Raw genomic sequence first — 17,805 nt, 5'->3', positions numbered from 1 at the left:
GTTCTGGCTCCTTATTCGGCAGGCTGAAGGGCGGGAACGGAGCCAGGCATCGGTTGCTCCTCGCGCTGGTGGCCGAGGATGGTCATGGCGATGTTCCAGGCCATGACCAGGGCGCCCGAGAGGTACATGGCGCCACCGATGGCGCGCATGACGTAGTAGGGGTGCATGGCTGCGACCGTTTCGGCGAAGGAGTAGACCAGGAAGCCCTGCTCGTCGTATTCGCGCCACATCAGGCCCTGCATGATGCCGGACACCCACATGACCGCGGCGTAGACGACGATCCCCAGGGTCGCCAGCCAGAAGTGCCAGGTAACCAGCCGCAGTGAATAGAGCCGGTTACGGTTCCAGAGCTTCGGCACCATGTAGTAGATCGCGCCGAACGAGATCATGCCGACCCAGCCGAGCGCACCGGAGTGCACGTGACCAATGGTCCAGTCGGTATAATGCGATAGCGAGTTGACCGCCTTGATCGACATCATCGGGCCTTCGAAGGTCGACATGCCGTAGAAGGCGATGGCCATCACCATCATACGGATGATCGGGTCGGTGCGCAGCTTGTCCCAGGCGCCGGACAGCGTCATCAGACCATTGATCATGCCGCCCCAGGACGGCATCCACAGCATGATCGAGAACACCATGCCGAGCGTCTGCGCCCAGTCGGGCAGGGCGGTGTAGTGCAGGTGATGCGGCCCGGCCCAGATGTAGAGAAAGATGATCGCCCAGAAATGGATGATCGAAAGCCGGTAGGAATAGACTGGCCGGTTCGCCTGCTTGGGCACGAAATAATACATCATGCCGAGGAAGCCGGCGGTGAGAAAGAAGCCGACCGCGTTGTGGCCGTACCACCATTGCGTCAGCGCATCCTGGACCCCCGAAAAGGCGGAGTAACTCTTGGAACCGAGCAAAGAGGCCGGCATCGAAAGGTTGTTGACCACATGCAGCATCGCGATGGTCACGATGAAGGACAGGTAGAACCAGTTGGCGACGTAGATGTGCGGTTCCTTACGCTTCAGGATCGTGCCAAGGAACAGGATGAGGTAAGCGACCCAGACGATAGTCAGCCAGATGTCCACGTACCATTCGGGTTCGGCGTATTCGCGGCTCTCGGTGATGCCGAGCAAGTAGCCTGTCGCGGCCATTACGATGAAAAGCTGGTAGCCCCAAAAGACGAACCATGCGAGATCGCCGCCAAACAGGCGGGCGCGGCAAGTGCGTTGCACGACGTACAATGAGGTGCACAGCAGCGCATTACCGCCGAAGGCGAAGACGACCCCGGAAGTGTGCAGCGGCCGCAAGCGGCCGAAATTGAACCAAGGCTGAATGTTGAGATCGGGGTAGGCCAGCTGCAGCGCGATAACCACGCCGACCAGCATGCCAACCACGCCCCAGAACATTGTGGCGATGGCCCCGTAGCGGATCGGACCGTCCATGTAGGCGGAAGGGTCGATCGGTGCGGTCACTTCGAAGCTTGAGTTGCGAATGAGGATGGCGACAAAACCGAGCAGCACGAAGAACAGCACCCACATGTGCTGCCGGAATGGCTGGTCCACGCCGAAGCCGGCGGCCACCAAAGCCGCGAATGTAAAAAGGCTCAACGCGAAGATTTGTGTGCCGAACTTCATGACATATCCCCGACCTCGGATTCCCTGCGCGGGCGCCAATCCGCGGCAACACCAATTCCGCAGCCGGCACGTCGCCGCCTTGATCCATGTCAAAGTCATTTGCATTTGGAGTGGGCAGGCTTGGTCCTGCGAACGATCAGGAGATTGCCGTTGAACTCGCAGACAGCAGGGGGACCATTTCCGCCGCATGCAGCCGGCAAAAATTCGATACCGACAGCGTTTGCTGCGGTGATGAAACGTGCACACCTAGAAAAACTGCAGCTCTGCGACGTCTTGGAAAGGATCGCGGACACGTTGCCCAAGGTCGACACGTTGGCGTGCCTGAGCGTAGCCAACGCAATCGTTCCGCTGTTGCGCGACAGTCATCGATACGAAGAGACGGTCATCTTTCCCGCCTACGAGGCCGCGTTGGCCAGCAGTGATGCCGACCTTGGTTCAGCAAGGCGATTGAGCGCCGAGCATATCGAGGACGAGTGCTTTGCCGGTGAGGTGACCGAAATGTTGCTGGCGATCGGCCACGGCAAGACGATCGACAACGCCGAGGCGGTTGGGTTCATGCTGCGCGGTTTCTTCGAAAGCCTGCGCCGGCATATCGCCTTCGAGCGCGAGCATGTCCTGCCGATGATCGGGTTTGTCGATTGAGCCTAGGCGCCGGAGCGGCTCTGCAGCCGATTCAAGCTATCGACACTAACATGCCGATTGTTCTCGATGCGGATCACGCCATCTGATCGCAGCCGGCTCAGCTGACGGCTGACAGTCTCGATCGTCAGGCCGAGGAAATCGGCGATGTCGGCGCGGGTCAAAGGCAGGTCGAAACGTGTCGACTGGGCGGTCGGATCAAGCGTGGGGTCGATGTTCTTGGCGATCATGAGAAGGAAGCTCGCCACCTTTTCCGAAGCACTCTTGCGGCCCAGCATCACCATCCAGTCGCGGGCATCATCGAGTTCGTTCAGCGTCTGCTTGAAGAGACGATGCTCCAGTCCCGGCGATTGCTTCATCATCCGTTCGATGACGGCCCTTGGAAACGAGCACAGGGAGACCGCGGTTGCGGCTTCGGCGTTGATCGCGCTTTCCACCTTGAAGGGCCGGCCCAGAAAATCGGGAGCAAATTGAAGCCCGACAATCTGCTGGCGTCCGTCCGAAAGGCTCTTCGTCAGCTTGACCACGCCGGAAAGCACATTCGCGTAACTGTCGATGGCCTCGGCATCACCGATCAATTCCACGCCCGCTTCAACGGTATGCTTCGATGAGGTCTTGGCGAGGCCCACCAGTTGGTCCGGATCGAGCGCGCCGCAAACGCCATGATGCCGCGCTTCGCATGACTGGCAAAGCACGGGAATGCCGGCGCTATGTACATCCTGACGCACTGTCATCGTGGTCGTCCGCGAACCCAAAGTACTGGCAGGATATAGTATCGGCCCGAGAAATCCGTTGCGGCAGTTTGTCCGCGGCGAGATATCATTGACCGAGATCAAGGCTGCCATTGTCCGATGTGAGCAGGATCGTGCAATACACATCGGAGCAGATATCGAGATGCGGCCAGAATTAATTGCCAGGCTTGGTGAAAACGTGCCGCGTTATACGAGCTACCCGACGGCGCCGCATTTTCATCCGGGCGTCGATGCCGCCGTTTGTCGCGACTGGCTGAAGGCGCTCAACAAGGGCGACGAGATCTCGCTCTATCTGCACATCCCTTATTGCGACAAGCTTTGCTGGTTCTGTGCGTGCCACACCAAGCAGACACGCCATTACGAACCGGTCACCAAATATCTGAGATCACTGCATGCGGAGATCGCCACCGTCTCAAGTCTCGCCGGAGGCAAGGGCCGGGTACGTGCCGTCCATTTCGGTGGCGGCTCACCGACGATGCTCAAACCACAGGACATGGTCGCGCTGGGAGCCGTTCTGCGCAACTGCTTCTCATTTCTTCCCGGCGCCAAGATCAGCGTCGAAATCGAACCCAACGATATGGACGAAGCCCGCCTCGACGCACTTGCCGAAATCGGCATGACGAGGGCGAGCCTCGGGGTCCAGGATTTCGATCCGAAGGTGCAGAAGGCCATCAATCGCGAACAGACCTTCTTGCAGACCAAGACAGTCGTCGACGGCGTTCGGTCACGCGGCGTCGAGTCGGTCAACCTGGACCTGCTTTACGGCTTGCCGCACCAGACCAGGGAGAGTGTCTTGTCCACTGTCATGCAGGCGCTGACGCTCGAACCCGATCGGATCGCCCTTTTTGGCTATGCCCATGTGCCATGGTTCAAGAAACATCAGACAATGATCGACGAGGCCTGGTTGCCAGGCCCGGAGGAGCGGTTCGCTCAATCGCAACTGGCAGCTCGCGCCATACTCGACCAGGGATACGAAGCAATCGGGCTCGACCATTTCGCCAAACCGGGCGATGCGCTGGCGCTTGCTGCGCACGCGGGGATGTTGCGTCGTAACTTTCAGGGCTACACCGAGGATCGCTGCGAAACCTTGATCGGCCTCGGCCCGTCATCCATCAGCCAATTCCGGCAAGGCTATGTACAGAACATGCCTTCGACCGCCGAGTATGGCCGCATGGTGGATGACGGTGGGTTGGCTGCGGTCCGCGGAATTGCTTTGTCCGACGACGACCGCGCTCGCGGGTGGATCATCGAGCGGCTGATGTGCGATTCCGGCTTTTCAGCGATCGACCTGGTCGAGCGCTTTGGCGAAGCTGGCCAAAGGCTTCTCGGCAGAGCGAGTTCCACCGCCCTTCTTGACCCTGCCCGGTTGCTTGAACTTGACGGTGACCGCTTCGTCGTGCCGTTGGAAAGCCGCCCCTTTGTCAGAAGCGTCGCGGCGAAGTTCGACAAGTATTTCGAAACCGGCAAGGCGAGGCATTCCGTGGCGGTCTGAACATCGGCTGCGGTCAGAAATGCTCGCCCAAATCGTATGGAAAGGCCTACATCCCGATCTGGACAGCGCAGATCGTCGACCGCGTCAGGAACCGCTTCTCCCTTCCGTTGTCCAGCGAGAACATGCCGCCTCGGCTTGGCACCACGTCGATAATGAGATCGTTATGCTTCCAGGCCTCGAATTGCGATGCGCCGATGTAGAACGGCGCATCACCGATATGGCCGAGCAAGACATCGCGATCGCCGACGATCAATTCGTCCAGCGGATAGCACATCGGCGAAGAGCCGTCGCAGCAGCCGCCGGATTGATGGAACAGCACTGGACCGTGCTCGGCAACGATCTCCGCGATCAGTTCAAGCGCTGCCGGCGTTGCCGTGACCTGGTATGCATTAGGTTTTCGATCCAGCTTGGGGCGCGGTCCCCTGCGGAGCCGCGCCCTTGAGCCGATCAGAAGAAGCCAAGCTTCTTCGGGCTGTAGCTGACCAGCATATTCTTCGTCTGCTGGTAGTGGTCGAGCATCATCTTGTGGGTCTCTCGGCCGATGCCGGACTGCTTATACCCGCCGAAGGCCGCATGCGCGGGATAGGCATGGTAGCAGTTGGTCCAGACGCGGCCAGCCTGGATCGCGCGGCCGAAGCGATAGGCACGGTTGGCGTCGCGTGTCCAGACACCGGCACCGAGGCCGTAGAGCGTATCGTTGGCTATGCTGAGCGCTTCGTCGTCGTCCTTGAAGGTCGTGACCGATACCACCGGCCCAAAAATCTCCTCCTGGAAGATGCGCATCTTGTTGTGACCCTTGAACACCGTAGGCTGGACGTAGTAGCCGCCGGCCAGATCGCCGGGCAGAAGACTGCGCGCTCCACCGGTCAGCAACTCGGCTCCTTCCTGGCGGCCGATATCGATATAGGACAGGATCTTTTCCATCTGCTCGGACGAAGCCTGGGCGCCGATCATCGTTGCCGGATCGAGCGGATCACCCTGCACGATCGCCTCGACGCGCTTGAGGGCGCGTTCCATGAACCTGTCGTAGATCGATTCCTGGATGAGCGCGCGGCTCGGGCAGGTGCACACCTCGCCCTGGTTCAGCGCGAACATGACGAAGCCTTCGACCGCCTTGTCGAAGAAATCGTCGTCTTCGGCGACGACATCCTTGAAGAAAATGTTGGGTGACTTGCCGCCGAGCTCGAGCGTCACCGGGATCAGGTTTTGGCTGGCATACTGCATGATCAGCCGGCCCGTCGTTGTCTCGCCGGTAAAGGCGATCTTGGCAATGCGCGGCGACGAAGCCAGCGGCTTGCCGGCCTCGAGGCCAAAGCCGTTGACGATGTTGAGCACACCCGGCGGCAAAAGATCGCCGATGAGATCGGCCCAGAGCAGGATGGCAGCCGGGGTCTGCTCGGCAGGTTTCAGGACGACGCAATTGCCGGCCGCCAACGCGGGAGCAAGTTTCCAGCATGCCATCAGCAACGGGAAGTTCCACGGGATGATCTGGCCGACCACGCCGAGCGGCTCATGGAAATGATAGGCGACAGTGTCGTCGTCGATCTGCGAAAGGCTGCCTTCCTGGCCACGCACCGCGCCGGCGAAATAGCGGAAATGGTCGATGGCCAAAGGCAGGTCGGCCGCGGTCGTTTCGCGGATCGGCTTGCCGTTGTCCCACGTTTCGGCGCATGCGAGGAGATCGAGGTTTTCCTCCATGCGATCGGCGATGCGGTTGAGGATAAGGGAGCGCTCGGCCACGCTGGTGCGCGCCCAGGCGTCCTTGGCGGCATGGGCGGCGTCCAGGGCCGCCTCGATGTCCTGGCCGTCCGAGCGCGCTACCTCGCATAGCAGCTGGCCATTCACCGGCGAGAAGTTCTCGAAATAGCGGCCAGAGCGGGGCTCGGCCCGTTTGCCACCGATGAAATTGCCATAGCGCTTGTCGAAGGGCGCCTTGACCGAGCGTGAGAATTCAACCTTGTTCATGCGTCTTCCTCCCAAAGCTGACGTCGCGGGATGCGACGCTTCGAAAGACACTTGCGATTTTCGGCGGTGCTTGTCACCGCGCCGGTCACGCTGGTCGGGTAGGATGTGTCGCAGAATTGCGACAGTTATGAGAGCTTGGGCGTCAGTGTGACCGGCGGACATCCAGACGGTTGAGCTTGCGGTGAAGCGTCGCCCGGCTGATCCCAAGCGCCTGAGCTGCGGCTGAGACGTTCCCGTCAGCGCGCGCGAGCGCACGCTGGAGGGCTCCACGCTCTGCCTCAGCGAGAACTTTAGGGCCGATCTCAGCCCAGCCGAGCAGATCGGCGGCAGGCATTGGTTTGTCGAAACACTGCTGTGTGATGCCAAGCGCCAGGCGGGCCGAACGGGTCGCGCCGACCACGAGATCGTCCGCGTCAACGGCGATCAGCGCGCCAGAGCCTTTGTTGGTCACCGGCGCCAGCAGAATTCGCGCCTTCGGGAATGCCATCTTGAAGTTCTCAATCTCGATCCGGTGCACCGCGTCGACCACAGCCATCGAGATGAGATTGACAAAGGCTTCGGTCAGATCAGCCCGGCAGGACGACACGTCAAGCACGGCTACAAGATTCCCCTCATGATCGTGGATCGGAGCGGTGGTGCAACTGAGCAGCGTATTGCGCGTATGGAAATGCTGGTCGCGGTGAATTGTCAGCGGGCGTCGCTCAACCAGACAGGTGCCGATCCCGTTGGTGCCCTGCCTTTCCTCATTCCAGACGGAGCCAGTCCACAAACCCCAGGAATAAAACGTCTCGTCGTCCACGAGCGCGCCGCGCCGTTCGACAGGCACGCCGTCGCGATCGGCGAGCAGGACACAGCATCCCACGCCGCCTACTGCGAGATAGAGACGGTCGAGACTCGCTTGGGCAGCGCAAATGAGAGGTTCGATTCGTTGCCGGGCCTGTCCCAGTTCGGCCTCCGTCAGATAATGTGGAGGCCTGCAATCGGCTGGTTCGAGTCGATGCAAATTGGAAGACCGTCGCCAGGAGGCAACCAGGGCGGATTTCGCCGCAGCGTCCGACGCAATCGCCGCCTGGATGCGGTCGGCATGATGACCGAATAGATCTTCTCCCATGCTTATCCTCCCAACTCTGATGTCTTTCCTCCCGGTCTGCGGTTCGATCAGGTCATAGTCAATTCGTCCAAAGAAGCAGAAAGGCAGATCTCTCCCTCCTGCTGATCGTCGGCCAAATCATGGCTGACCCGATCGTAAGAGCGTACCAACAGAATGCCCGTACAGTATTGATCGGGAGCAAACCTGAGCACCAACTGGTCAGAAATGCTCGCCCGCCTTGGACGGTCCGATGCGGTGCCGGCTGCGATGAGACAGGCGGTCGACCAGCCGATGAGCAAGAACCCGTTAACGCATTCGAGTGCCGCCAGGACACGCCACGCAAGGGCAGGCACTATGTCGCCGTAGCCAACAGTCGAGAAGGTGATGGTGGAAAAAGTACAATGCAGTTTCAAAGTCGGCGAAGATGTTGAGCATCCGGTACAACCCCGCCCAAAGCCAGATCTTTGCCGTCATGACGGCAAAGAGACCCATCACCACGCGTCATCGCGACGATGCGGCTGCGGCGCCCGTGCATGCGAAAACGGGACACAAGGCACCCCCCACCGGGTGTGTGACCTCGATGAGGCCAAAGATATGAATCAGTACCGTCAGGCTGATCACGATGGTACCGATAAGGAGATTGAGAGCCACAGGCGAGTCTCTACCATTCGAGCTCACGACCAGACGTCGTGCGAGATCAAATCTGTAACGGGCATGCAGTGTCGTTGCCCCTCCCGAAGCCGCCCTGACTGATGCTCTGGAATTGCCGCCCCTTTGTCTCGGCCCAAGTGAGGTGAAGAGCGTTGAGGCGCCAAAACCAAACTCAATGTTGAATTACCTCGGCCCAAAGCTTCTTGGCGAAGCCGCGCTCGTCGAGTGCCCAAGTATCACCCGTGACCACAGCTTTGCCGTCCTGGCATTTGTAGGAATAGACGGTATCGTGGCCGCTCGCCGCGGCCGGCACGAAGTCTTCATTCGGGTTCGCCTTGCAGAATTCGTCAGCGCCAGGATTGTCGCGTGAGGCGTTCATCTTGGTGCAGGGCAGATTGGCGCCCACGAAGCAGGCCAGCAGCTTGCCATTCATGCAGCGATAGTGAACCTGGGTTTCGAGTTCCGGTTCCTCCGGCACGATCTTGGCATCTGGAAACAGCTTTTTGAACGCCCTGACCGTGCCGGCGTAAAGCGCGTGCGAATAGGGGAGGACCTCGTCGTCGTTCTTCACTTGGCGGCAGAGCTTGTAGAGATCCTTCGCCGGCGCCGCCATAGCGCTGCCGGTGGCGATGGCGAGCAACGCTAATGCCGACAGCGTAAAGAACCCCAGAGTTGAAAAACGCAAAAGAGATGTAAGGCGCAAAGCAGACATTTTGATATCCTCAGGAGAACACGCAGGGTTTGGCGTCGGGGCCGCAGATCAGGCGCCTGGCGAACTGGATGACAGCGGCGCGCAGACGGATGGTCACCAGCCAGTAGCCGGCACCGTATCCAGCGGCCATCATCAGCGGTAGTGCCAGCGCGAAGGCACTAGCCGGACGGGGTGCTGTGGATGCGGGGCCGATATAGACCGCCATCGTGACGAAGGCGCCGACGACATAGAGCCAGATCGATCGGGACCCGACCAGCCGGCGCACGATCTCAATGCCGACGGCGAAGACCAACATCAGATACGTGATGCCCAAAGTGTCGAGCAGGGCATCCGTCAGGAAGGACTGGTGGCCGATCCAGGTGTTCGCCACAAACCCAGCACCTAATGAGAAGAGACGCATCAGCCCGGCGACAGGAAAGCCGACCGCGTAAGGCACCGTGAGCATGGCCAGGTAGAAGAAGGCGATCGTGGCGACTATGTCAAAGGCGATCTTGAGCAAGGTTTTCAGGGCCGGGCGCATCTCGCCATCCTTCTTTGCCGTCCGCCATCGGCGGTCAGCCTTGTCTCCCGCCCCTGTAGCCCCGATCGAATTCGTTTCGTCATTTAGGTAATCAGCTTATCGTCAATGCGTCAACAATTAATTGATTGCCTAATCGACTTGCTGTCGTGTAGCATTGTCGTATGTCCATCCAACTCATCTTTGAGGCGCTGTCCTCGCCGGTACGCCGCAAGATCCTTGCCTATGTTGCGCATCACGAACTAAGCGCGGGTGACATCGCCGGGCGCTTCGACATGTCGAAGCCGTCGATCTCGCAGCATTTGCAATTGCTTGAGCATGCCGGCCTGGTGTTGAGCGAAAAGCGCGGCAAGTTCGTCTATTACCGCCAGGCGCCTAACACGCTGGCCTCGACGTTAACCGGCTTTGTGCAGGAGATCTGCCCGGTAGGCCGGCCGATCCGCCGCGAGAGCAAGGCACTGGCCAGGAAGGCAAAGGCGCCCGGCGCCAAGGATCAGCAAGTCGCCAAAATCCCGGTGGCAAAGGCCTCAGCCGCGAAGAGCTTGGCTGCAAAGGCCAAGGCGACGGCATCCGCGCCGCCGAAACGCGCAAGGCCCAGAACCAACAAGGTCAAGGAAAGGACTGCCTGATTGCCGCTGTCAATCCTGAATAGGGCCGGCGCGGCTGTGAATGGGCGGGCAGCAGAAAGGAGAGAACCATGCTTATGACCAGATCGGTCATGCTGAAAAGGCAATCCAGCTCGGACAGCCATCGCCGCGCCGGGGCTAAGCGTTCGCTCGCGGTCCTTGTCGCACTGGCGTCGTTCCTGCCGGCAGCCGTCCAAGCCAAGATGCCGAACGACTTCCTCGGCAAATGGTCGACCGATCCGCTGCGCTGCGAGCAGGAGAACGGGGAAGTCGATGTGCTGGAGGTTCTGCCGTCGGGATTGACCTTTTATGAGGTCGGCTGCGAATTCGGCGAACCGCACGTTGACGGAAAAACGCTGCGCGTTGCTGCCCAATGCTACAAGGGCGGCAGCCCGATGAGCGCAGGCACGGTCGAGCTCTCGCGTTCGGAGCCCAACAGGATAAGCCTGTCCCTGCACGGCTTTTCCTGGTCGTCCGATGATCCGGAAACATTCCAGCGCTGCCGCGCGCGATGAGCCGGATGAAATTGCGCTTCGCCTGACCGCCCTTGCCCGGAGAACTGTGGAGAAGTAATCTCCAAGCCCAGATCCTCATCACAGAGGCGATCAAGGCGAGCGCATCGTCCGTCGCCGGCTTCAAGGAAAGCCAGCGAGGTTTCGGAACATCAAGGCACCGCGGCGAAGGATGATTTGAAGATCCGGCCGCGACATGTCCGCAATGGCACTCGGCCGCACTCTCAAGCTCTTCGGCGAGAGATTCTCGGGTCATGGCACCGTTTGGCCGTACTGAAGACGACAGGGCCAGCGACATCTTTCTGAGTCCTACAAACGGCTGGTGCCGAATACAGTCGCCTTGTGCTCGTCCATCATCCAATCGACTGGCTCTTTGACGGAGGCGCTGTGAACGATGCTTTGACCTCTCGTGCAATCCTGCACCTCTTCGGCCACAAGCACAGACACCGTGCCGTGATGGAGGCAGTATATCCGCCTTGGAGCGGGCGCGGTGAAGCCTTCGCGGCACGACCAGCCGTACGATCCTGGCTACAACCTCATCCGTCTCGAATGCGGCGTTTCGGCTGTCTTATCGGCGAGCACTTCCATGGTTGCGCCGGGTCGTTTCTGAAGAGCCAAGCTCGACAAAGATTGCACGCTCAAAACAAAAAGATCCGGGGCTTAGCTAGGCGCGTCCATAAAGCCGCTGGTTGAGATAAAGCAGCAGGCTACTGGAGACGCCCGCAATGACGACGAGCAGGAAAGTGAGCGCCATGATGAGGTCTATGTTGTGCAAGCCGATTGCGTTCATCAGGAGGAAACCGAGGCCGCGCTGTGAGGCGAACATCTCGCCGAGCAGCGTCCCGATCAGCGTCAGCGAAAAGCCAATCCGGATGCCGGCGAAGATCTCCGGCATGGCGGCCGGCAGGACGATGCGCGCGATCATGTCGGCAGGGTTCAGGCGCATGACGTGCCCGGTCTTGACGTAAACGCGCTTGACGTTTCGCACTGCATTGATCGTGAAGAGTGCGATAGGAATGACGCCGTGGATCGTGCCGAATGCGACCTTCGCCGACATGCCAAGCCCAAAGGCGAGCAGCAGGATCGGGTAGAGCGTGATCTTGGGGATCGAATAGACTGCGACGAGCATGGGCTCGAGAACCTCGGCGATGGCGCCGTTCAGGCCAAGCGTGAAACCGATCGCGAGGCCGATGACGACCGCCAACAGGAGCGCGAGGCCGAAGGCCTGGGCGGTCTCGGTAAGATGAACCCAGAACTGCCCGGTTGTGACGAGATGGGCCGTGAAGCCGAGCGTCTCGAGCGGCGAGCGCAGCGCGACCTCTCCCACGATCCAATAGAGGATCTGCCAGAAGACGAGCAGCGCGACAACGAGGGTGACGCCGTTGCGCAGGCCGTCGGGAATATGGAAGTCCTGTGCGGCTGACCGGGTCTCGGTCGACGCAACCGTATCGACCTTGCCGGAGACGACCGCGTTGAGAGGCAGTTTGCTGCTCATCGAAGCCCCCGCCGGTTCATGAGCTTCTTCTCCCAGCGGGCGAGAAGCGCGTTGATGGTGATCGAAACGATCAGGATCAGCAGAATGAGCGGATACATGATCGCATTGTCGAAGTTGTTGTAGGCGAAGCTGATCTCGTAGCCCATCCCCCCCGTCGACATGATGAATTCGGCGCCGATGATGCCGATCAGCGAATAGGCGACGGCGAGTTTGGCCCCCGTGAGGATATAAGGTGCTGCACAAGGCAGGGTGATGCGCCACGCGGTCTCGACCGCAGACATATGGCCCATCTTGGCGGTCTTGAGGAACACCCGCGGCACCCGGTCCAGGCCATTCAACGTATTCACGATGACAGCGACGACGCCCAGCATGGTTCCGATGAAGATCTGCGGTGCGTCACCAAGCCCGAAGAGGATAATCAGGAGCGGGTAGAAAGCAAAGACCGGGATCGCATAGTAGGTCGCGAAGACCAGGTCGAGTGTGTCGCGCACACGCTCGAACTGATGGATGACGATAGCACTCGCGACCCCGGTGACAACGGCAATGACGAAGGCGATTGCGGCGTTGCCCAACGTCTTGGCAATCGCGGCATTGAGCGCGCCCGAGGCCAACATCTTGACGAGATCGATGACGATGCGGTGCGGCGGCTGCATCGTGAGGTGGGGGATGACCCCAACAAAGCACAAGACTTCGAGCAGGCCGACGAAGCCGACGACGATACCGATCCGCCAGAATGTGGCGCTCTTCATGCCGCCCCCTCCATCTTGCCGATCGCCTTGAGCGATTCCTCGCGCAGCGAACGCCAGAGCCGGGCTGTAATTGTCCCGAAGCGCTCCTCCTGCACGATGCGGCTGTCGCGATCCTTCGGCCAGTCCGTTTTAACGATATCGATGAGCCGTCCGGGTCGGGCCGACATCACCCCGATGCGATCGGCAAGCATGGCGGCTTCATCGAGCGCATGGGTGATGAGGAAGACCGTCGCGCCGGTCTTGCGCCAGAGGTTCAGCACCTCATCGCCCATCAGGAGGCGGGTTTGCTGGTCGAGCGCGCCGAACGGTTCGTCAAGCAGAATGAGCCGCGGCTCCGTCACTAGCGTCCGGGCGATGCATACGCGTTGGCGCATACCTCCAGACAACTGGGCAGGATAGCTCTTGGCAAAGAATGTGAGCCCCATCATCGCGAGCGCCCGCGCGATCCGTTCTTCGCGCTCCTGATGCGAAATCTTCATGCGCCGCAGCCCGAAGGCAATATTGTCGGCGACCGTAAGCCAGGGGAAGGAGGCATCTTCCTGGAAGACGACGCCGACGCCATCCGGTATCTGGCCGGCGATCGGCCGGCCTTCGAAGGTGACTTCGCCGCGGGTCGCGGTCGAAAGTCCCGCGACGAGTTCCAGTAGGGTAGATTTGCCGCAGCCGGACGGCCCCACCACGGCGAAGAATTCGCCCTGCTTCAACTCAAGATCGATCGCGCCGAGTGCGTGAACGGTGTCACCCGGCCGTCCCGGCCGGGTGAACACCTTGTCTACGCCGCGCAGCGCGACCTGTGCGCTTTGCGAAATGGTCATTTCAATTCCTTGATATCGTCTGGCAGGAACTGGGTATCGATTATTGCCTTGAGGTCGACGTCGCCGCTCAGGGCGCCGATCATCTTCTGCACCTCGACGGACTTCTCTAGCCCGTCCAGGTGGATCTGCCCCGTGCCCCAATATTCGATGCCGTTGGTACGGCTGTCCACGAGGTTCTTGACCGCGCTGCGCGCTACTTCTGGCTCGAGATTATACACCTTGGCGATGATGTCGCCTGCCTCATCGGGATTCTGCGCCATGAACTCCACCGCGCGACGGCGGGCGCGGATCACCGCCTTGATGAAATCGCCCTTTTTCTCGGCCGCCGAGCCAGCAGCGGCACCGAGCACATTGGCGATGGGCGGCAGCAGATCGGAGGCCTTGGCGATAGGCCGATACTTGTCCTTGAACTTCGACCACAGCGGTTCTGGAATGGGCGCGACGTCGACAAGCCCGGTGTCCAGCGCCGCAACGCCTTCGCCGAAACCGCCAGTCTTCACGAGCTCGGCGTCTTCAGTCTTGAGGCCGCCAGCCTGCAAGACCAGCGCTGCCAAGCCTTGGCTGGTGGAGCGAGGGTTGGTAAAAGCGATCTTCTTGCCCTTCAGGTCCTTGACCGATTGGATCGGCGAATCCGGCTTCACTGCCCAGATGAATTCTGCAACTGTCAGCACGTTGTCGCTGATGATCTTGATATCGGCGCCCTGCTGGATCGCCGCGATGATGGCATTCGGATTGACTTCCGCATATGGCGCGTCGCCAGCGAGCATATTGCGCAGCGTCGTGCCGCCGCCGGCCGAGGAAAGGATGCCTGTAACGTCGGCGCCCTCTTCCTTGAAGAAGCCCTTCTCCATGGCCACGGCAAAAGGCATTCCGTTTGCCGAGACGCCGTAGTTGCTCACAACGATCTGTTCGGCTTGCGCCGTGCCCGCCAGCGCCAGGCTGGCCGCAGCGAGAACCGCTAGACGCGAGAATGCATTCGATACTTTCATAAGTTCCTCCCTTTTCAATTCTCCGGGCGTCGCTAAGCCCGTGACTCTCTTTGCCATGCCAAGGCCACTGCTTGCGCGGCATTCATACCCTCGGAAAGGCGACTCCAGTACGTCCTACCTCGCCCCGGGAGTTTCGATCGCCCGCCAGTGGTCGAGATTGACTGCCTGATCCAGGATCCCGCGCACGGCCACGCCGTTGGCGAGCGGCTGCAGTGTTTCCGTCCCCTCGGCATGGCGCCGCAGCGCGGAGACTGCCTGCTGCATGACCGCGACCACGCGAAAGATGATGCTTGCCGGAAAGGACACCTGCGTAAAGCCCATGGCGCCGAGTTCGGCGGGGCTTAGCCAGGGCGTATCGCCGCCCTCGAACATGGCAGCCGACAGATAGGCGCCCTTGAAGGCGGCACCAACCTTCCGGTAATCCGCTTCGGTGCGGAGCCCCGCGATGAAGATGCCGTCAGCTCCCACGGAAAGAAAGCGTTCCGCCCTGTGCATAGCCGCGTCGAGGCCGAGCGGGCCATAGGCGTCCGTGCGGCCAATGATAAAAGTCTCGGGATACCTCCGTGCACCGAGGGCGGTACGAAGCTTCGCCTCGATCACCGCTTCCTCGACCACCGCGGCCGCCTTGTCGGCACGCTGCTGCTTATGGTCACGACTCTGGTCTTCCAGGAGAAGTCCGCGAACGCCGATCGCTTCATAAGCGGCGATCGTACGCGCCACGCTCTTCACGTCGCCATAACCGTCATCGGCGTCGGCAAAGAAGGGCAGCGATGATGCAGCCGCGATATCGCGAATGCCCTCGACCATGTCGGTCAGCCCGATCAGTCCAATGTCGGGATAGGCATGGCGGGCGGCGAGCAACGCCGATCCGCCTATGGCGAAGGCCTTGAAGCCGGCCTGTTCGATCAGCCTGGCGGAGAGCGCGTCATGTGCTAGCGGCGTAACGAGCGGCGTCTCCTGTGCCAGCGCCTCACGGATGGTCGTACGCGTCATGTGTTCCATTCCCCTTCCACGGGCCGGTAGATCCAGCCGCGACCTGTCTTGCCGGCGGCATAATAAGCCTCGATCTCGGCGGCGTGGCGAAGCGTCGTGTCGATTTCATCGTCGCCACGCACCAACGCCTCAGCGCGCATCGCCGGCACCCGGAAAGCGTAGATGTGCCCGTCCGGCGCAGCGATCTCCGACATCGTCAGATCGACCGTGAACACTGGGTTGCTGGGACGGCTCTCGACCGTTGCGGCCAGCGCGGCGAATGTCTCTGCGTCGATCAAGCCGGCAAGCAGGCCATTGCGAAAACTGTTCTCGTAGAAGATGTCGGCGAAGCTCGGCGCCAGCACGCAACGGATGCCGAACTGCTGCAATGCCCAGACGGCCGCCTCGCGTGAGCTTCCACAGCCGAAGTTCTCGTCCGCCAGGAGAATGCTTGCAGCGCGGAACGGCGGCCGGTTGAGCACGAAATCCGGCCGTTCGCGGCCGGCCTCATCATAGCGATGGCCGCCGAAGAGGCCTTTGCCGAGGTCGGCCATCGCGGACCGCAGATAGGCCGACGGGATAATCGCGTCCGTGTTGACGTTGCTCAGCGGCATCACTGCCACCACGCCATTGACACTGGCGAAGGGCTCTCTCATGCATTCCCCTTACGGACATCGGTGATGTGACCAGCGAGCGCCGCAGCGGCGACCATGGCGGGGCTCGCAAGATGGGTGCGACTGCGCGGCCCCTGCCGGTTCTCGAAATTGCGGTTACTGGTCGCCATGCAGCGCAGGCCCGGACCGACCACATCCTCATTAATGCTTACGCACATGGAACAACCCGCATCGCGCCACTCGAAGCCCGCTTCACGGAAGATGTGGTGCAGGCCCTTGTCTTCGGCTGCGCGTTTCACCGACATGGAGCCCGGCACGACGAGCGCGCGAACATTCGGAGCGACTTTCCGCCCGCGCACGACGGCCGCCGCCGCTTCGAGATCCGCAAGACGTGAGTTCGTGCAGGAGCCTATGAAGGCGATGTCGATCGGGATACCCTCGAGTGAACTGCCAGGCTCGATCCCCATGTAGCGAATTGCGGCAGCAGCGAGTTCGCGGCGCTTCACATCGGCAAAGGAGGCGGGGTAGGGGACATGCCCGTCGATGCCCGTGACGTCTTGCGGCGTCGTTCCCCAGGTAACCTGTGGAACGATCTTGTCGCAATCGATGGTGACGTCGCGATCGAAGACGGCGTCCGCCTCTGTCCGCAGCGTTCGCCAATAGGCCAGCGCGAGCTCGAAATCCGCCTCGGCGGGTGCGAATTCGCGGCCACGGACATAGTCGAAGGTCGTTTCGTCAGGGGCTATGAGGCCGAGGCGCGCACCGAACTCGATCGACATGTTGCAGAGTGTCAGCCGCGACTCTGCGGAGAGCGCCCGCACCGCCGGCCCCGCGTATTCGACCGCCGCCCCGCGACCTGCGGCGATGCCGTATTCGCCGATGGTGCGCAGGATCATGTCCTTGGCGGTTACGCCCGGCCCGAGCGTACCCTCGTAGGAGACACGCATGGTCTCCGGCCGCGCGAGCGCAAGCGTCTGCGTCGCGAGCACATGCTCGACCTCGCTGGTGCCGACACCGATGCCAAGCGCGCCGATCCCTCCGACGGTGGAGGTGTGGCTGTCGCCGCAGGCCAGCACGCTGCCCGGCAGTGCAACTCCCAGTTCCGGCGCAATCACGTGCACGATGCCTTGGCGCGGATCGCCGACGCCGAAGTGGCGGATGTGGTGCCGATACGCATTCGTCCGCATCAGGGAAAGGAGCTCGCGGCCTTCCGGATTGGTGTTCTCGGTACGACCCGGCGCCGTGGAGATGATGTGGTCCTGGGTTGCAAGGGTAAGCTCCGGATGACGCACTTGCCGTCCGGTTTTTTCCAAACCCGCGAAAGCGGCGGCGCACGTCGTCTCCTGCAGCACGTGCCGGTCGACGAAGATGAGGTCGCGCCCGTCATCCAACTGCCGAACGAGATGGGCGGTCCAGATCTTCTCGAAGACGGTCTTCGGCCCAGTGGAGGAGGCCGAAGCTCGCGCCGAAGACGTTGCAACGGCTGCTAAGCCATCTGCTTGCGTCGGCGGCGCGTGAACTGGCATGACTTTTCCTCCCACATGAGTCGTGAAACCCGCGACTTCTGGCTTTTGGCTCCGCCCGGTGTTCGCG

18 protein-coding genes and 1 pseudogene are annotated in these 17,805 nt (G+C 61.1%); 4 read left to right on the top strand and 15 right to left on the bottom strand.

The genetic code is table 11. The features are described from left to right. Positions 1 to 11 precede the first annotated feature (11 nt). A complete protein-coding gene (ccoN, locus tag FJ973_RS07325; protein WP_140522793.1) occupies positions 12 to 1,622 on the bottom strand; it encodes a cytochrome-c oxidase, cbb3-type subunit I in 1,611 nt (536 codons plus the stop codon). Between the two features lie 105 nt (positions 1,623 to 1,727). On the opposite strand from ccoN, the gene FJ973_RS07320 reads away from it, so the two are divergent. Continuing rightward, complete coding sequence (locus tag FJ973_RS07320; RefSeq protein ID WP_224680308.1) at positions 1,728 to 2,264, top strand: hemerythrin domain-containing protein; 537 nt, start codon at positions 1,728 to 1,730, stop codon at positions 2,262 to 2,264. A 2-nt stretch (positions 2,265 to 2,266) separates the two neighbouring features. Here FJ973_RS07320 and FJ973_RS07315 read toward each other — a convergent pair whose 3' ends face one another. After that, positions 2,267 to 2,995, bottom strand: coding sequence for a Crp/Fnr family transcriptional regulator (locus tag FJ973_RS07315; RefSeq protein ID WP_140522791.1), 729 nt, complete (start codon positions 2,993 to 2,995; stop codon positions 2,267 to 2,269). 160 nt (positions 2,996 to 3,155) lie between these two features. On the opposite strand from FJ973_RS07315, the gene hemN reads away from it, so the two are divergent. Continuing rightward, entirely contained in the window at positions 3,156 to 4,505 is a 1,350-nt protein-coding gene (gene hemN / locus FJ973_RS07310; RefSeq protein ID WP_140522789.1) for an oxygen-independent coproporphyrinogen III oxidase, read from the top strand. A 46-nt stretch (positions 4,506 to 4,551) separates the two neighbouring features. On the opposite strand, the gene FJ973_RS07305 is transcribed toward hemN, so the two are convergent. From FJ973_RS07305 to FJ973_RS07280, 6 genes and pseudogenes are all read right to left on the bottom strand, one after another. Continuing rightward, positions 4,552 to 4,911: a DUF779 domain-containing protein gene (locus tag FJ973_RS07305; protein ID WP_140522787.1), complete on the bottom strand. Its 360-nt coding sequence runs from the start codon at positions 4,909 to 4,911 to the stop codon at positions 4,552 to 4,554. A gap of 41 nt (positions 4,912 to 4,952) precedes the next feature. Further along, positions 4,953 to 6,470: an aldehyde dehydrogenase gene (adh, locus tag FJ973_RS07300; protein ID WP_140522785.1), complete on the bottom strand. Its 1,518-nt coding sequence runs from the start codon at positions 6,468 to 6,470 to the stop codon at positions 4,953 to 4,955. A 142-nt stretch (positions 6,471 to 6,612) separates the two neighbouring features. Then, positions 6,613 to 7,581 (bottom strand): GAF domain-containing protein, encoded by a 969-nt coding sequence (locus FJ973_RS07295; RefSeq protein ID WP_140522783.1) that lies wholly within the window; start codon positions 7,579 to 7,581, stop codon positions 6,613 to 6,615. Positions 7,582 to 7,779: 198 nt separating this feature from the next. Further along, a pseudogene (locus FJ973_RS31240) lies at positions 7,780 to 8,211 on the bottom strand (ion channel). A gap of 172 nt (positions 8,212 to 8,383) precedes the next feature. After that, positions 8,384 to 8,923, bottom strand: coding sequence for a hypothetical protein (locus FJ973_RS07285; protein ID WP_140522781.1), 540 nt, complete (start codon positions 8,921 to 8,923; stop codon positions 8,384 to 8,386). Positions 8,924 to 8,933: 10 nt separating this feature from the next. Next, positions 8,934 to 9,443 carry a hypothetical protein gene (locus tag FJ973_RS07280; protein ID WP_140522779.1) on the bottom strand — a complete coding sequence of 170 codons (510 nt, stop codon included), beginning with the start codon at positions 9,441 to 9,443 and terminating at the stop codon, positions 8,934 to 8,936. Between the two features lie 161 nt (positions 9,444 to 9,604). Here FJ973_RS07280 and FJ973_RS31715 point away from each other — a divergent pair, with 161 nt between their 5' ends. Next, on the top strand, positions 9,605 to 10,069 hold the full coding sequence (locus FJ973_RS31715) for a metalloregulator ArsR/SmtB family transcription factor (protein ID WP_210239480.1): 465 nt from the start codon (positions 9,605 to 9,607) through the stop codon (positions 10,067 to 10,069). Between the two features lie 68 nt (positions 10,070 to 10,137). Continuing rightward, positions 10,138 to 10,581 carry a hypothetical protein gene (locus FJ973_RS07270; RefSeq protein WP_140522777.1) on the top strand — a complete coding sequence of 148 codons (444 nt, stop codon included), beginning with the start codon at positions 10,138 to 10,140 and terminating at the stop codon, positions 10,579 to 10,581. A 661-nt stretch (positions 10,582 to 11,242) separates the two neighbouring features. Here the strand turns inward: FJ973_RS07270 and FJ973_RS07265 are convergent. Genes FJ973_RS07265 through leuC form a run of 7 tightly spaced genes read right to left on the bottom strand, consistent with a single transcriptional unit; the run spans position 11,243 to position 17,738 of the window. Continuing rightward, the gene (locus tag FJ973_RS07265; protein ID WP_140522775.1) at positions 11,243 to 12,073 is read right to left on the bottom strand and encodes an ABC transporter permease; all 831 of its coding nucleotides are present in this window, start codon (positions 12,071 to 12,073) and stop codon (positions 11,243 to 11,245) included. Continuing rightward, complete coding sequence (locus tag FJ973_RS07260; protein ID WP_140522773.1) at positions 12,070 to 12,822, bottom strand: ABC transporter permease subunit; 753 nt, start codon at positions 12,820 to 12,822, stop codon at positions 12,070 to 12,072. The genes FJ973_RS07265 and FJ973_RS07260 overlap by 4 nt, the downstream gene beginning before the upstream one ends. Then, a complete protein-coding gene (locus tag FJ973_RS07255) occupies positions 12,819 to 13,589 on the bottom strand; it encodes an ABC transporter ATP-binding protein (RefSeq protein ID WP_281405704.1) in 771 nt (256 codons plus the stop codon). The genes FJ973_RS07260 and FJ973_RS07255 overlap by 4 nt, the downstream gene beginning before the upstream one ends. Positions 13,590 to 13,633: 44 nt before the next feature. Continuing rightward, positions 13,634 to 14,683, bottom strand: a complete 1,050-nt coding sequence (locus FJ973_RS07250) for an ABC transporter substrate-binding protein (protein WP_140522770.1) — start codon at positions 14,681 to 14,683, stop codon at positions 13,634 to 13,636. A 57-nt stretch (positions 14,684 to 14,740) separates the two neighbouring features. Beyond that, on the bottom strand, positions 14,741 to 15,619 hold the full coding sequence (locus FJ973_RS07245) for an isocitrate lyase/PEP mutase family protein (RefSeq protein ID WP_181165395.1): 879 nt from the start codon (positions 15,617 to 15,619) through the stop codon (positions 14,741 to 14,743). Next, entirely contained in the window at positions 15,616 to 16,254 is a 639-nt protein-coding gene (gene leuD, locus FJ973_RS07240) for a 3-isopropylmalate dehydratase small subunit (protein WP_140522766.1), read from the bottom strand. The genes FJ973_RS07245 and leuD overlap by 4 nt, the downstream gene beginning before the upstream one ends. Next, a complete protein-coding gene (gene leuC / locus FJ973_RS07235; RefSeq protein WP_140522764.1) occupies positions 16,251 to 17,738 on the bottom strand; it encodes a 3-isopropylmalate dehydratase large subunit in 1,488 nt (495 codons plus the stop codon). The genes leuD and leuC overlap by 4 nt, the downstream gene beginning before the upstream one ends. Positions 17,739 to 17,805: the final 67 nt, after the last annotated feature.

The sequence above is a fragment of the Mesorhizobium sp. B2-1-3 genome (assembly GCF_006442495.1).
Taxonomy (GTDB): domain Bacteria; phylum Pseudomonadota; class Alphaproteobacteria; order Rhizobiales; family Rhizobiaceae; genus Mesorhizobium.
Note: the sequence above shows the minus strand (reverse complement) of the source record. Positions and strands in the feature narration are given on the sequence as shown.

Bases quoted from the DNA above. Each gene is read 5' to 3' on its own strand.
- FJ973_RS31715 (WP_210239480.1), top strand. From the start codon at position 9,605: ATGTCCATCCAACTCATCTTTGAGGCGCTGTCCTCGCCGGTACGCCGC.
- leuC (WP_140522764.1), bottom strand. From the start codon at position 17,738: ATGCCAGTTCACGCGCCGCCGACGCAAGCAGATGGCTTAGCAGCCGTT.
- ccoN (WP_140522793.1), bottom strand. From the start codon at position 1,622: ATGAAGTTCGGCACACAAATCTTCGCGTTGAGCCTTTTTACATTCGCG.
- adh (WP_140522785.1), bottom strand. From the start codon at position 6,470: ATGAACAAGGTTGAATTCTCACGCTCGGTCAAGGCGCCCTTCGACAAG.
- FJ973_RS07245 (WP_181165395.1), bottom strand. From the start codon at position 15,619: ATGACGCGTACGACCATCCGTGAGGCGCTGGCACAGGAGACGCCGCTC.
- FJ973_RS07295 (WP_140522783.1), bottom strand. From the start codon at position 7,581: ATGGGAGAAGATCTATTCGGTCATCATGCCGACCGCATCCAGGCGGCG.
- FJ973_RS07285 (WP_140522781.1), bottom strand. From the start codon at position 8,923: ATGTCTGCTTTGCGCCTTACATCTCTTTTGCGTTTTTCAACTCTGGGG.
- FJ973_RS07280 (WP_140522779.1), bottom strand. From the start codon at position 9,443: ATGCGCCCGGCCCTGAAAACCTTGCTCAAGATCGCCTTTGACATAGTC.
- FJ973_RS07265 (WP_140522775.1), bottom strand. From the start codon at position 12,073: ATGAGCAGCAAACTGCCTCTCAACGCGGTCGTCTCCGGCAAGGTCGAT.
- FJ973_RS07270 (WP_140522777.1), top strand. From the start codon at position 10,138: ATGCTTATGACCAGATCGGTCATGCTGAAAAGGCAATCCAGCTCGGAC.
- FJ973_RS07260 (WP_140522773.1), bottom strand. From the start codon at position 12,822: ATGAAGAGCGCCACATTCTGGCGGATCGGTATCGTCGTCGGCTTCGTC.
- FJ973_RS07315 (WP_140522791.1), bottom strand. From the start codon at position 2,995: ATGACAGTGCGTCAGGATGTACATAGCGCCGGCATTCCCGTGCTTTGC.
- FJ973_RS07250 (WP_140522770.1), bottom strand. From the start codon at position 14,683: ATGGCAAAGAGAGTCACGGGCTTAGCGACGCCCGGAGAATTGAAAAGG.
- hemN (WP_140522789.1), top strand. From the start codon at position 3,156: ATGCGGCCAGAATTAATTGCCAGGCTTGGTGAAAACGTGCCGCGTTAT.
- leuD (WP_140522766.1), bottom strand. From the start codon at position 16,254: ATGAGAGAGCCCTTCGCCAGTGTCAATGGCGTGGTGGCAGTGATGCCG.